Origin of the sequence: Psychrobacillus sp. L4, from assembly GCF_042944905.1 — a bacterium.
GTDB lineage: Bacteria > Bacillota > Bacilli > Bacillales_A > Planococcaceae > Psychrobacillus.
On sequence record NZ_CP168496.1, the window covers coordinates 1,465,612 to 1,479,369 of the forward strand.

The 13,758-nt window shown below is 36.5% G+C and carries 15 protein-coding genes; all 15 read left to right on the forward strand.

Annotated features, from left to right (window positions below):
* Positions 1-487 precede the first annotated feature (487 nt).
* The 15 genes from rimP to ACEPXG_RS06890 all read left to right on the forward strand — a co-directional run bounded on the left by rimP (position 488) and on the right by ACEPXG_RS06890 (position 13,681).
* Positions 488-967, forward strand: a complete 480-nt coding sequence (rimP, locus tag ACEPXG_RS06820) for a ribosome maturation factor RimP (protein ID WP_391208714.1) — start codon at positions 488-490, stop codon at positions 965-967.
* Between the two features lie 22 nt (positions 968-989).
* A complete protein-coding gene (gene nusA, locus ACEPXG_RS06825) occupies positions 990-2,120 on the forward strand; it encodes a transcription termination factor NusA (RefSeq protein ID WP_391208716.1) in 1,131 nt (376 codons plus the stop codon).
* Positions 2,121-2,139: 19 nt separating this feature from the next.
* Positions 2,140-2,418, forward strand: coding sequence for an RNase P modulator RnpM (gene rnpM / locus ACEPXG_RS06830; RefSeq protein ID WP_391208718.1), 279 nt, complete (start codon positions 2,140-2,142; stop codon positions 2,416-2,418).
* Positions 2,415-2,735: a YlxQ family RNA-binding protein gene (locus ACEPXG_RS06835; RefSeq protein WP_391208721.1), complete on the forward strand. Its 321-nt coding sequence runs from the start codon at positions 2,415-2,417 to the stop codon at positions 2,733-2,735. The genes rnpM and ACEPXG_RS06835 overlap by 4 nt, the downstream gene beginning before the upstream one ends.
* Positions 2,736-2,739: 4 nt before the next feature.
* Entirely contained in the window at positions 2,740-5,241 is a 2,502-nt protein-coding gene (infB, locus tag ACEPXG_RS06840; protein WP_391208723.1) for a translation initiation factor IF-2, read from the forward strand.
* Positions 5,241-5,519 (forward strand): DUF503 domain-containing protein, encoded by a 279-nt coding sequence (locus ACEPXG_RS06845; RefSeq protein ID WP_151699513.1) that lies wholly within the window; start codon positions 5,241-5,243, stop codon positions 5,517-5,519. The genes infB and ACEPXG_RS06845 overlap by 1 nt, the downstream gene beginning before the upstream one ends.
* A gap of 23 nt (positions 5,520-5,542) precedes the next feature.
* Positions 5,543-5,893, forward strand: coding sequence for a 30S ribosome-binding factor RbfA (gene rbfA / locus ACEPXG_RS06850; RefSeq protein WP_391208725.1), 351 nt, complete (start codon positions 5,543-5,545; stop codon positions 5,891-5,893).
* A 73-nt stretch (positions 5,894-5,966) separates the two neighbouring features.
* Positions 5,967-6,884, forward strand: coding sequence for a tRNA pseudouridine(55) synthase TruB (truB, locus tag ACEPXG_RS06855; protein WP_391208728.1), 918 nt, complete (start codon positions 5,967-5,969; stop codon positions 6,882-6,884).
* A gap of 5 nt (positions 6,885-6,889) precedes the next feature.
* Entirely contained in the window at positions 6,890-7,840 is a 951-nt protein-coding gene (gene ribF, locus ACEPXG_RS06860; protein WP_391208730.1) for a riboflavin biosynthesis protein RibF, read from the forward strand.
* A gap of 129 nt (positions 7,841-7,969) precedes the next feature.
* Entirely contained in the window at positions 7,970-8,239 is a 270-nt protein-coding gene (rpsO, locus tag ACEPXG_RS06865) for a 30S ribosomal protein S15 (RefSeq protein WP_151699517.1), read from the forward strand.
* A 154-nt stretch (positions 8,240-8,393) separates the two neighbouring features.
* On the forward strand, positions 8,394-10,511 hold the full coding sequence (gene pnp / locus ACEPXG_RS06870) for a polyribonucleotide nucleotidyltransferase (RefSeq protein WP_391208732.1): 2,118 nt from the start codon (positions 8,394-8,396) through the stop codon (positions 10,509-10,511).
* A gap of 174 nt (positions 10,512-10,685) precedes the next feature.
* The gene (locus ACEPXG_RS06875) at positions 10,686-11,915 is read left to right on the forward strand and encodes a M16 family metallopeptidase (protein ID WP_391208734.1); all 1,230 of its coding nucleotides are present in this window, start codon (positions 10,686-10,688) and stop codon (positions 11,913-11,915) included.
* A gap of 112 nt (positions 11,916-12,027) precedes the next feature.
* A complete protein-coding gene (locus ACEPXG_RS06880; protein WP_391208736.1) occupies positions 12,028-12,300 on the forward strand; it encodes a YlmC/YmxH family sporulation protein in 273 nt (90 codons plus the stop codon).
* Positions 12,297-13,094 carry an NAD(P)-dependent oxidoreductase gene (locus ACEPXG_RS06885; protein WP_391208738.1) on the forward strand — a complete coding sequence of 266 codons (798 nt, stop codon included), beginning with the start codon at positions 12,297-12,299 and terminating at the stop codon, positions 13,092-13,094. Before ACEPXG_RS06880 ends, ACEPXG_RS06885 begins: the two co-directional genes overlap by 4 nt.
* A complete protein-coding gene (locus tag ACEPXG_RS06890; protein ID WP_391208740.1) occupies positions 13,094-13,681 on the forward strand; it encodes a dipicolinate synthase subunit B in 588 nt (195 codons plus the stop codon). The genes ACEPXG_RS06885 and ACEPXG_RS06890 overlap by 1 nt, the downstream gene beginning before the upstream one ends.
* Positions 13,682-13,758 lie beyond the last annotated feature (77 nt).

Sequence of the window (13,758 nt, forward strand, 5' to 3'; positions counted from 1 at the left end):
AGGAAAGTATCTAATCTCTCATTAACCAAACCTTACGCACCTCGTCTCTACATAATTCAAGAGGGTAACGGACAAACATCCGCCACAAGATTACCCCAAAAAATGGATCGTGTAGTGACGCAGGCACTTCACGATCCAAATTCCTTCAGTATTAGTGTAGCCACTGTTTCGTCCAAAACACTCTGGAATAGGTAATGACCAGATGCACTTAAAGGTCGCTTGCATTTTTCTTATGAAAATAGAACAAGCTATAGCTAAATACGAGAAAAGATTTTCATTTGGGGTGTGCGTGTAAAATCATCTGTGTTTCTTATTTATTTGCAAGAAATTCAATCGTATGGTAATATAAAACTACCAATGTTTCATAGTTCTGTGACGAAAGAGTGGGATTTCCCGCTCTTTTCTGTTGTTATATAGGAATTATAAAAATTACACTCGTAGAAGTAATCTACATTTATAGAAAATCATTATTGAGTAGGAGGCTTGTATGACTAATATCACTAGTAAAATTGAAGAGCTTGTAACGCCGATTTTACAAGAGTTGAATTTAGAGCTTGTAGATATTGAATACTTAAAAGAAGGTCGCGATTGGTTTTTGAGAATCTATATTGATACATCGACAGGTGGTATAGATATTGAGCAATGTGCTCAAGTTAGTGAAAAACTAAGTGAAAAATTAGATGACGTTGATCCAATTACGGAGAATTATTTCTTAGAAGTTTCCTCTCCAGGCGCGGAACGTCCATTGAAAAAGGATGCAGACTTTCTACAAGCAATCGGGAAACATGTATATATTAAAACGTATGAACCTGTAAATGGTGCCAAAGAATTTGAAGGAACTTTGCTTTCTTATTCAGCAGAAGAAGGTGCTTTAATAGAAGTACGTGTGAAAACTAGAAGAATTAAAATTCAAATTGATAAAGAGAAAATTGCGCTTGCTCGTTTAGCGATTGATTTCTCTGCATAATGTATATTAAGGAGTGATATCTATGAGTAGTGATTTTTTAGATGCGCTTACTGCGCTTGAAAAACAAAAAGGGATTTCTAGAAATGTATTAATAGAAGCAATTGAAGCTGCATTAGTGACAGCATATAAAAGAAACTTTAACCAGGCTCAAAATGTTCGTGTAGATATCAATCTAGCTACAGGTACAATGCTTGTTTATTCAAGAAAAGATGTAGTGGAAGAAGTAACAGATGAACGTTTGCAAATCTCATTAGAGGATGCAAACATCATTAATCCACATTATGTAATCGGAGATGTTGTGGAGGAAGAAGTAACTCCACGTAACTTCGGCCGTATTGCTGCGCAAACCGCTAAACAAGTTGTGACACAAAGAGTGCGTGAAGCGGAACGTGGTCTTATATATGAGGAATACGTTGACCGCGAAGACGACATTGTAAACGGAATTGTGGAGCGTTTAGATGCAAGGAATATTTACGTTGGCTTAGGTAAAGTAGAAGCAGTTTTACCTGTAAATGAACAGATTCAAACAGAAACTTATCGTCCTCATGATCGTATAAAAGTATATATTACGAAAGTAGAACGAACTACTCGTGGTCCTCAAGTTTTTGTATCTAGAACGCATCCAGGGTTACTTCGTCGATTGTTTGAAATGGAAGTTCCAGAAATATTCGAAGGAATCGTTGAAATAAAATCAATTGCTCGAGAAGCAGGAGATCGCTCTAAAATTTCTGTGTTTGCACATAAAGAAGAAATAGATCCAGTTGGTTCGTGTGTAGGAGCAAAAGGAGCAAGGGTCCAAACAATAGTGAATGAATTAAACGGGGAAAAAATTGATATTGTAGAATGGTCTGAAGATCCAGTCGTTTTCGTTGCAAATGCATTAAGCCCTTCTAAAGTGTTAGATGTGCAAGTAAACGAAGAGGAGAAATCTACAACAGTAGTTGTTCCAGATTATCAACTTTCATTAGCTATCGGTAAAAGAGGTCAAAATGCTCGTCTTGCTGCTAAATTAACTGGATGGAAAATTGATATAAAGAGTGAAACAGATGCTAGAGAATTAGGGATTTATCCTAATGAAAATTCTCCTAAAGTTCTTTTGGTAAGCGCTGAAGATGAAATGGATGATTTCGACTTTTACAAAGACGAAGAGTAAGCAAGGATGGTGAGTTTGGATGGCTATTCAAAAGAAAATTCCATTGCGTAAATGCGTTGCTACGGGAGAAATGTTCCCTAAGAAAGAAATGATTCGCATTGTTCGATCGAAAGAAGGCGAAGTCTCCGTAGACTTGACAGGAAAAAAGTCGGGTAGAGGAGCATACGTTTCGAAAACGTTAAATGCGGTTGATAAAGCAAAAAAGAAAAACTCCTTAGGGAACCATTTAGAAGCAACGATTCCACATGAAATATATGATGAGTTAATCGTCATAATCGAAAGAGAAAAACTAAAATGACAATTGAACAACAAATAACGCAGCTACTAGGACTTGCAACTCGAGCAAGAAAAACTATTTCTGGGGAAGAACTGGTAGTAAAAGAAATTAGAAGCCAAAAAGCGAAGTTAGTTTTACTATCATCAGACGCTTCTAAAAATACATCTAAAAAAATTAATGATAAATGTGCATCTTTTAACGTTGAGCTGCATGTCTTTGGAGACAGGCACGATCTCGGACATGCGACGGGAAAAGAGGCCAGAGTGGCAATAGCCATTATGGATGACGGTTTCGCTAAAAAACTGTCCGGCCTTCTCAACGAATTTAACCGGAGGTGAGCTAATGACTAAAATCAGAGTTCATGAGTACGCGAAACAAATAGAAAAATCAAGTAAAGAAGTTATTGATCAGTTAGGAAAGCTTAATATTCAAGTGGCTAACCATATGTCAATGCTTGAAGGAGACGCAGTTCAAAAATTAGACAGCGTTTATAAAAAATCAAATCAGGTTAAACCTCAAGCATCAACACAATCAAAACCAACTGGACAGAATACGCAAACAAATCGTCCTGCAAACAACAATGGAAACCAAGGTCAGTCGAGACCAACTAGTCAAGGTCAATCAAGACCAGCTAACCAAGGTCAGTCGAGACCAGCAAGCCAAGGTCAAGGACAATCAAGACCAGCAAGTCAAGGTCAAGGACAATCAAGACCAGCAAGTCAAGGTCAAGGACAATCAAGACCAGTAGGCCAAGGTCAAGGACAATCAAGACCAGCAAGCCAAGGTCAAGGACAATCAAGACCAGCAAGCCAAGGTCAAGGACAATCAAGACCAGCAAGCCAAGGTCAAGGACAATCAAGACCAGCAAGTCAAGGTCAAGGACAATCAAGACCAGCTGCTCAAGGTACTAATACTAATAGCCAAGGTAAAACATTTACTAATAATAAACCAGCTGGAAATAGCCGTCCAGGTGGACAAAATAGACCAGGTGGACAACAAAGACCGGGACAAAAATTCCAAAAAAGAAGAAAAGGTCCAACTACACCTGTTCAACCACCAGTTCCAAGAAAAGAAAGAGAACTTCCTGCTAAAATTACGTTTACAGAATCATTAACAGTAACTGAGTTAGCGAAAAAATTAGGTCGTGAGCCTTCTGAAATTATAAAAAAATTGTTTTTACTTGGGGCAATGGCAACAATTAACCAGGAACTTGATAAGGATGCAATTGAATTAATTTGTGCAGACTATGGAGTAGAAGTAGAAGAAGAAATTAAAATCGATATTACCGATTTAGAAGCTCATTTCGAAATCGAAACGACAGAAGAAGATGAAGCAAATAAACAAGAACGTCCTCCTGTAGTTACAATTATGGGTCACGTTGACCATGGTAAAACGACTTTACTTGACTCTATTCGAAATACAAAAGTTACAGCAGGTGAAGCAGGTGGTATTACACAACATATTGGTGCATACCAAATAGTTAGTAGTGGGAAAAAAATTACATTTCTTGATACTCCTGGACATGCTGCTTTTACAACAATGCGTGCTCGTGGAGCAAAAATTACAGACATTACAATACTAGTGGTTGCAGCTGACGATGGAGTTATGCCACAAACTGTGGAAGCGATTAACCATGCAAAAGCGGCAGAAGTACCAATTATTGTTGCTGTAAATAAAATGGATAAACCATCAGCCAATCCTGATCGTGTCATGCAAGAACTAACAGAACACGGATTAGTATCGGAAGCATGGGGCGGGGAAACAATTTTTGTGCAAATCTCGGCTTTAACTGGGGATGGAATCGATAACCTTATTGAAATGGTCTTACTTGTTTCCGAAGTTGCAGAATTAAAAGCAAATCCAAAACGTCTTGCATTGGGGTCTGTAATTGAGGCTCAGTTAGACAAAGGTAGAGGGTCAGTTGCTACATTATTAGTTCAAGATGGTACTTTACGAGTTGGTGATCCAATCGTAGTAGGTCATGCATTTGGGCGAGTTCGCGCAATGGTAAATGATCTTGGGCGTCGAGTGAAAGAAGCGGGTCCTTCTACTCCTGTTGAAATTACAGGTTTAAGTGAAGTGCCACAAGCAGGAGATCGTTTTGTCGTTTTTGAAGATGAAAAAACAGCTCGTCAAGTTGGTGAAAATAGAGCATCACAAGCACAAGTTAACCAACGTTCTGAAAAAACTCGTGTGACATTAGATAATTTATTTGATCAAATGAAGCAAGGCGAAATGAAAGAATTAAACTTAATCGTTAAAGCAGATGTTCAAGGTACAGTAGAGGCAATGGCTGCTTCCTTGATGAAAATAGAAGTAGAAGGTGTAAATGTACGAATCATCCACACTGGTGCAGGGGCAATTACTGAATCAGATATCAGTCTTGCAGCTGCTTCTAACGCTATTGTAATCGGTTTTAATGTTCGTCCTGATGTAAATGCGAAACGCGCTGCAGACGCAGAAGGTGTAGATATCCGCTTACACCGAGTTATTTACAAAGTAATCGAAGAAATCGAATTTGCGATGAAAGGATTACTAGACCCTGAATTCCAAGAAAAAATCATTGGTCAAGCGGAAGTTCGCGAAACTTTCAAAGTAACGAAAGTTGGTACGATTGCCGGTTCTTATGTAACGGAAGGTAAAATTTCTAGAGATAGTGGTGTTCGTATTATCCGCGATTCCATCGTTATATTTGAAGGTGAATTAGATACATTAAAACGATTCAAAGACGATGCAAAAGAAGTAGCTAAAGGATATGAATGTGGTATTACCATTAAAAACTTTAATGACATTAAAGAAAATGACATTATCGAAGCATTCGTTATGGAAGAGATTAAACGATAATGATTGTGTATGCAGAGTGTGAATATATCATTTCTACTGCACATTCCTTGAAAGAAAAGCGAGCAGTTTTACAACGAATGCTGACACGAACAAAACAAAAATTCAATGTTTCCATTGGGGAGCTAGATCACCAAGATGTATGGCAACGTACATGTATTGGTATCGTTATTGTTGCTTCAGATAAAGTAGCAGCCGAACGAGAACTGATGCATGCCATCAGATATTTGGATTCTAACCCTGAGTGGGAACGAATAGAATTTAGAAAAGAATATTTATAAACAGAATATGAGGTGTAGCGATTATGTCGATGCGCGCAAACCGTGTTGCTGAACAAATGAAAAAAGAGTTAGGCGAGATTATTGTCCGAAAACTAAAGGATCCTAATATAGGTTTTGTTACTGTGACAGATGTAGAAGTCACTGGTGATCTCCAACAAGCAACTATTTATATAACTGTGCTTGGCGGAGAAGCGAAAAGTGGTCAAACACTAAAAGCTCTAGAAAAAGCTAAAGGATTTATTCGTTCTGAAATAGGACAACGAATTAGACTTCGGATAACGCCTGAACTGCTATTTAAGTTTGATGAATCGGCAGCATATGGAAGTCGAATTGATAATTTGTTAAGACAGATTAACAACTCGTCAGAAGAATAAAAAATTAGAGAAGTCTGCTTACTACAACAAGCAGACTTCTTTGTTATATATTATCGTTAAATGAGGTGGAAACGTGTACGAAGGCATACTTCCTTTATGGAAAGAAAAAGGGATGACCTCCCATGATTGTGTGTTTAGACTCCGCAAAATATTAAAAATGAAAAGAATAGGACATACAGGCACACTAGATCCGAGTGTAGAAGGCGTTTTGCCCATTTGTTTAGGCCAAGCTACTAAAGTTTCTGAATATATTATGAACGAAGGAAAAACTTATATTGCAACAGTTAGTATAGGAGAGTCTACTACGACAGAAGATGCAGATGGCGCGATTGTAACTAAAGATGAAACGGTTAAACATTTTTCACGAGAGCAGCTATTAGAGGTTTTAAACAAATTAACAGGTGAAATCGTTCAAACTCCACCAATGTATTCTGCGGTAAAAGTAAATGGAAAAAAATTATATGAATACGCAAGAGAAGGAAAAATAGTGGAACGTCCAAGTAGAAAAGTAACGATCTATACACTAGATTTATTGGAAGAAGATACAGAATTTTTCGGAAAAAATGTATCTTTTTCTATTGAAATTAGCTGTAGTAAGGGTACATATATCAGAACTCTTGCTGTCCAAATTGGTGAAATACTTGGTTATCCAGCGCATATGTCTTCTTTAGTTCGTACTGCTTCGGGGAGCTTTACGAAAGCTCAATGTTTAACACTGGAGGAAGTGAATATAGCAAACGAAAGTGGTCATTTAAATGACTCTATATTCCCTATAAATTATGCATTACAAAGCTGGCCAAACGTAGAAATAACAACTGAGAACGAGAAAAGTATTGCAAATGGTCAAGTAATAATTGCCCATTTATTACTTGAAAAAAATGAAAAAATTATTTACACAAAAGATTTAATTCCAAAAGCAGTATATGTAAAACATCCAACGAAAAGTGGTATGATGAAACCTGAAAAAATGTTTTCAGCTGAAAAGGAGTAATTAATATGGAAGTACATCACTTATCTTACCCAAATCATTTGTTTGAAAATAAGAACGAAGATGCGTATTCTTTAGCAATTGGTTTTTTTGATGGCATACATAGAGGGCATCAAGCGGTCATTCAAGAAGCTTCCGCTAAAGGAAAAGAGCTTCAGATCAAAACGGCTGTAATGACTTTTGACCCTCATCCATCCCTCGTACTTGGTAAAAGTAAAGAGCAAGTCTTTTATATTACACCTATGGAACAAAAAATAGATATATTAAAAGGTTTAAACGTTGATACATTATTTGTTGTTCGTTTTACTTCCGATTTTGCTAAGTTAACACCTGTACAATTTATTGACTCTTTTATTAAAAAAGCGAATGTGAAGCATGTGACAGCAGGCTTTGATTTTACTTTTGGTGCATTTGGCAAAGGCACTATGAAAGAAATGGAACAGTTAGCGGGTGGAGAATACACCGTTTCAGTTGTAGATAAACAAATGATGACAGGAGATAAAATAAGTTCAACTCGAATAAGAGCGGAACTGAAAATTGGAAATATGGAACAAGTGAAGGAACTTTTAGGCCGCCCATTTATGTTATCTGGCGTAGTTATTCACGGAGATAAAAGAGGTAGAACGATCGATTTTCCAACCGCAAATGTACAACCGATGGAAGATCAATTTATACCTTCGACAGGCGTCTATGCCGTGAAAATAAAAGTGCAAGAAAATTGGTATGAAGGTGTTTGTAATGTTGGGTATAAACCAACATTTAACAACCCAGAAGATAAAAAACTTTCCATTGAAGTACATATAATTGATTTTGACCAATCTATATACGGTGAAGAAGTAATAGTTCACTGGTATTCCCATATACGATCGGAGCAAAAGTTTAATGGAATTGATGCTTTAAAAGAACAAATTGGAAAAGATAAACTAGTGGCTGTGAATTATTTCCACATAAACGAATGAGTTGATTCTGATGCATTCATATGGTATATTTTAAAAGTACAAATTGTACTAAACCTTTCCTTGGCTTTTTCGATTCTCCAACGATTGCTCAGGAGCAGGGGATATAAGAATATTTAGGAGGAAAACAAAATGGCAATTACAAAAGAACGTAAAAACGAACTAATCGCTGAGTTCAGAACTCATGAAAGCGATACAGGATCTGCCGATATTCAAATCGCAGTTCTTACAGCAGAAATTAATTCTTTAAACGAACATTTACGTACACATAAGAAAGATCACCATTCACGTCGTGGTCTATTCAAAATGGTTGGACGTCGCCGTAACTTATTAAAATACTTACGTGAAAACGAAGTACAACGTTACCGTGACCTAATCGCTAAACTTGGTTTACGTCGATAATATTTCATGGAATTAAGCGGGATTCGTCCCGCTTTTTCTTTTGCGTAAAAATACTTCGCATAGTTTCGGTATTTTTGATACACTACTTATGATACATATAACTTTTATATACCTTACATTAGGAATTTTTGAAGTTGAGAGGAGTCCAGATTAAATGAGTGAAAAGAAAGTATTTACGTACGAATGGGCAGGCCGCCCGTTGCAAGTAGAAATTGGGCAACTTGCAAAACAAGCGAATGGTGCAGTTCTAGTAAGATATGGTGATACTAGCGTATTATCAGTAGCGACTGCTTCAAAGCACCCGAAGAATCTAGACTTTTTCCCATTAACAGTTAATTACGAAGAAAAATTATACGCTGTTGGTAAAATTCCAGGTGGATTCATTAAACGTGAAGGTCGTCCTTCTGAAAGAGCAATTTTAACTAGTCGTTTAATTGACCGTCCAATTCGTCCTTTATTCCCTGATGGCTTCCGTAATGAGGTTCAAGTAATTTCCATCGTTATGTCTGTAGACCAAAACTGTTCGTCAGAAATGGCTGCTATGTTAGGTTCTTCTTTGGCGCTTAGCGTTTCGGATATTCCTTTTGATGGACCGATTGCAGGAGTTCAAGTTGGTTTAATTGGCGAAAAATTCATCATTAATCCGACTGTAGAACAAATGGAACAAAGTATTTTAGATCTTACTGTAGCAGGAACTAAAGATGCTATTAACATGGTAGAAGCAGGGGCAAAAGAGGTTTCTGAAGAAGTCGTGTTAGAAGCTATTATGTTTGGGCATAGTGAAATTGTTAAGTTAATTGAATTCCAAGAAAAAGTAGTTGCTGAAATCGGGAAAGAGAAAAAAGAAATTGCTCTTTTCGAATTAGATAAAGTGCTTTTAGAAGAAGTGAAAATTCTTTGTGAAGTAAACTTGGTACAAGCTATTCAAGTGCAAGAAAAACATGCACGTGAGGATGCAATTAGTGAAGTTAAAAATGAAGTATTAGAAAAGTATACAGAAAAAGAAGCAACAGACGAAACATTAAAACAAGTTCGTGAAATTTTAGATGCGATGGTTAAAGATGAAGTTCGTCGTTTAATCACAGAAGACAAAGTGCGTCCAGATGGTCGTGGAGTAGCTGAAATCCGTCCTCTTTCTTCTGAAGTTGGTGTTTTACCTAGAACGCATGGTTCCGGTTTATTTACACGTGGACAAACTCAAGCATTAAGTATTTGTACATTAGGACCACTTGGCGATGTTCAAATTATTGATGGTATTGGTCTAGAAGAATCAAAACGTTTCATGCATCATTATAACTTCCCACAATTTAGTGTAGGGGAAACAGGACCAATCCGTGCTCCAGGTCGACGTGAAATTGGACATGGTGCATTAGGAGAACGTGCTTTAGAAGCAGTAATACCAGATGAAAATGATTTCCCATATACACTTCGTTTAGTAGCAGAGGTGCTAGAATCGAATGGTTCTACTTCTCAAGCAAGTATTTGTGCATCTACACTTGCAATGATGGATGCTGGTGTACCATTAAAAGCACCTGTAGCTGGTATTGCGATGGGGCTTGTGAAAAAAGGCGAAAATTACACGATTTTAACAGATATTCAAGGGATGGAAGATCATCTTGGAGATATGGACTTTAAAGTGGCTGGGACATCTAAAGGGATTACAGCACTTCAAATGGACATCAAAATTGATGGGTTATCTAGAACAATCTTGGAGGAAGCACTTGAGCAAGCTAAAATTGGTCGTATGCAGATTTTAGAAAGCATGCTTGCAACTATTAGTGAACCTCGTGAGAAATTGTCTAAATATGCTCCGAAAATTGTGGTTATTAAGATTAATCCGGATAAAATCCGTGATGTAATCGGACCAGGTGGTAAACAAATTAATAAAATCATTGATGAAACTGGCGTGAAAATAGATACCGAGCAAGATGGTACCATTTATATTGCTTCAGCAGATGAAGAGATGATTGCTCGTGCAAAAGAAATTATTGAAAACATTGTTCGTGTTGCAATCGTTGGTGAATATTATCTTGGTAAAGTGAAGCGAATTGAAAAATTTGGAGCATTCGTAGAAATATTCACCGGTAAAGACGGCTTACTTCATATTTCCGAAATTCAAGAAGAACGTACGAAAAATGTAGAAGATGTCCTTAAAATTGGCGATGAACTTTTAGTTAAAGTAATTGAAATCGACAACCAAGGCCGTGTAAACTTATCTCGTAAAGTAGTAGTAAAAGAAGAAAAAGAGCGTGCGGAACAAAAAGACCAATAATTTTAAGAATAGTGCTAGTGGATACCCTGCCGCGACAAGTTTGCGAGCCTGGTATCGGGAGCTGCATAGTTTCTAAGTAGAAAAATGTATACTTTTACAAAACAAGGTTGACCGTAGACAAGCTTCTACGGCAACCTTTTTAAATGGATGAATAGAATAGTTAGGGGTGCTAATTTGATAAAGAAAAATACTTGTAATAATGGACTTCGTATTGTCTCAGAACATATCCCACACGTGCGTTCAGTAGCAGTAGGTATATGGGTGCAAGCTGGTTCTAGGTATGAACTTCCAGAAGAAAATGGTTTAACGCATTTTATTGAACATATGCTTTTTAAAGGAACAACTACCAGGTCAGCAAAGCAGATCGCAGAAGAATTTGATCGAATCGGTGGTAATATTAACGCTTTCACATCAAAAGAGAATACATGTTATTATGCAAAAGTTTTGGATCATCATGCGGAGCATGCTGTAGAAATTCTTGCAGATATGTTTTTCAATTCTCTTTTTGATCCTAGTGAAATTGAAAAGGAAAGACAAGTGGTTTTAGAAGAAATAAATATGGTGGAAGATACACCAGACGATATTGTTCACGAATATCTATGGCAAAAGATGTATGAAAATGATCCTCTAGGGGCTTCCATTTTAGGAACAGAAGATACACTAAATAGCTTTACAAAAGAAACAATCTTGTCTTATATGGAAAAACATTATACACCTGAAAATGTTGTTATTTCAGTTGCCGGAAATATTCAAGAAGGCTTTATCGAATATATTGAGTCGTTATTTGGGCAATTCGAAAGAACAAAATCACCAATTTTTCCGATAGAAACCCCTACAATTAAAGCAATATATACCGAAAATTTTCGAGAAACAGAGCAAGCACATATTTGTTTAGCATATCCTGGTTTAAGTGTGAAAGCAGACAATATTTATAGTTTAGTTGTATTGAATAATATTGTGGGGGGAAGTATGTCTTCAAGGCTCTTCCAAGAAATACGTGAAGATAAAGGGCTAGCGTATTCGATTTATTCGTACCACTCTTCTTATGAAGATACTGGAGTAGTAGTAATCTATGGGGGAACATCTAGTAATCAATTAGTTGAATTAAAAACCTCTATACTTGATTCTATACGTACAATTGTAGAAAATGGAGTTACAGAAGTAGAAATTACTAATTCAAAAGAACAGCTAAAAGGTAATTTATTGTTAGGTTTAGAAAGCACAAATGCACGAATGAGTAGAAATGGTAAAAATGAGTTGCTTTATGGAAAGCATCGTTCGCTCGATAAAGTAAGTGAGACAATAGATGAAGTGACGCTAGAATCCGTAGTAGAACTTGCAAAAGAAATTTTTTCGTATGAACCAGCTATTTCCATTATTAAGCCCAAAAAAGTCGATCAATAAAGTTCGGCTTTTTTTTGTTGTCCGCTACCAAAGCAAATCTGCTTTTCTTATTCACTTTGTTTGGCTAAAAGGCATATACATAAGTAGAAATATAGTTAGGGGAGGGGAAAGGTTGTTACTTTCGGAACTTGCTGAAAAAGAGCTTATCCAAGTAAAAGATGGTGCAAGATATGGAAAACTCGCAAATACTGAGTTACTATTTGATCCAGCTACTGGAAAAATTGAAGGGTTTGAAGTATCTCCAAAGACAGCTTCTTTTTTTCAAGCGAATAAAGCAAACAAGAAAAAAGAATTTATTTCTTGGAAGGAAATTATTCTTATAGGGAAAGATCGTATTTTATTCAATGAAACGGATTCTTTTAATGACGATAGTGGGTACTTATGAACAAAAAATGTGCCATAATCGGAACGGATGATAGATTACAATATTTACAAGAAGAATTGTCCAGTAGTCTCGAGGTTAAACTATTTTCAACAATGGTATGGGATGATGAATTAGAAAAAAAAATTCATCAATTTCAGCCGCAAATAGTATTTTTTCCAATTCAAGCAATGGAAATGCAAGGTCCGTTATCTTTACCAAAAACATGTGAAATTCTTTTTGTTGGAAAAAATTTCAAAGAATTAGAACAGGAATGTGAAAATCAGAAACGTAAAGTAATTAATTATTTAGAAGATGAACAGTGGATATGGGATAATGCAAATTTAACTGCTGAAGGCTTTATTAATTATTTCTATTTAAACGAAAAACAATCATTGTATAATAAACAGTTTATCATTACCGGGTATGGAAGAGTCGGTAAAAGACTAGCATTTGCACTACATCATTTAGGAGCGAAAGTGATTATTTCTGTACGATCCGAAAATCAGCTGTTTGAAGCAAAAAGTTACGGGTATCAAATAGAAGCGTTAGAAAATTTAATACAGAAGCAAAAAGAACAAAAAGCTTATTTAATAAACACGATACCGTTTAAATGGCTAGAAAATACAAATGCTTTGCATTTCACCAAAGTATACGATCTGGCTTCTAAACCGGGTTGTCTTTTAAATAGTAAGGAAAATATAACTAATTATGTTAACCCCACTAGCTTGCCAGGGATGTATTTCCCCCAAGATGCTGGATATTTAATAGCTAGATCGGTTCAAAATCATCTGGCTTTACTGAAGGAGGAAAAATAGTGTTAAATGGTCTTCGAATAGGTCTTGGAATAACCGCTTCTCATTGTACGTATGAGGAAGTAATTCCAATGATAAGACAGTTCACTGATATCGGTGCAACTGTCGTTCCAATTATTACGTATTCCGTATTAACGGCAGCAACTCGATTTGGAACGGGGGAAGAATGGATTGAAAAAATTGAAACGGCAAGTGGGAGCAAAGTAGTCTCAAAAATTGTCGAAGCTGAACCCTTTGGTCCCACAAATCCACTCGATTGCATGGTTATAGCACCGATGACGGGAAATTCGATTAGCAAACTTGCAAATGCGCAAACAGATTCGCCTGTATTAATGGCTGCTAAAGCAACCTTACGAAATGGCAAGCCAGTCGTACTGGGTATCTCAACGAACGATGCGCTTGGTTTGAATGGAATGAATATTATGAAGCTCCTTTCCACCAAAAACATTTATTTTATCCCCTTTGGTCAAGACAATCCTCAGAAAAAACCAAATTCGTTAATAGCGGACTTTACAAAGATAATTCCAACAGTAGAACACGCCATTCAATCTCGACAATTACAGCCAATACTTATTAGCCATGCATTATAAATATTAAAGATGATGTATTTTCATGTATAATATGATACAATATCGCCAATATGTTTTGATTTGAGAGGAGAGCTTAT

Coding starts and splice junctions, on each gene's coding strand:
- ACEPXG_RS06845 (WP_151699513.1), top strand. CDS start 5,241: ATGATTGTGTATGCAGAGTGTGAATATATCATTTCTACTGCACATTCC.
- rimP (WP_391208714.1), top strand. CDS start 488: ATGACTAATATCACTAGTAAAATTGAAGAGCTTGTAACGCCGATTTTA.
- ACEPXG_RS06885 (WP_391208738.1), top strand. CDS start 12,297: ATGAACAAAAAATGTGCCATAATCGGAACGGATGATAGATTACAATAT.
- infB (WP_391208723.1), top strand. CDS start 2,740: ATGACTAAAATCAGAGTTCATGAGTACGCGAAACAAATAGAAAAATCA.
- rbfA (WP_391208725.1), top strand. CDS start 5,543: ATGTCGATGCGCGCAAACCGTGTTGCTGAACAAATGAAAAAAGAGTTA.
- rpsO (WP_151699517.1), top strand. CDS start 7,970: ATGGCAATTACAAAAGAACGTAAAAACGAACTAATCGCTGAGTTCAGA.
- ribF (WP_391208730.1), top strand. CDS start 6,890: ATGGAAGTACATCACTTATCTTACCCAAATCATTTGTTTGAAAATAAG.
- pnp (WP_391208732.1), top strand. CDS start 8,394: ATGAGTGAAAAGAAAGTATTTACGTACGAATGGGCAGGCCGCCCGTTG.
- ACEPXG_RS06835 (WP_391208721.1), top strand. CDS start 2,415: ATGACAATTGAACAACAAATAACGCAGCTACTAGGACTTGCAACTCGA.
- rnpM (WP_391208718.1), top strand. CDS start 2,140: ATGGCTATTCAAAAGAAAATTCCATTGCGTAAATGCGTTGCTACGGGA.
- nusA (WP_391208716.1), top strand. CDS start 990: ATGAGTAGTGATTTTTTAGATGCGCTTACTGCGCTTGAAAAACAAAAA.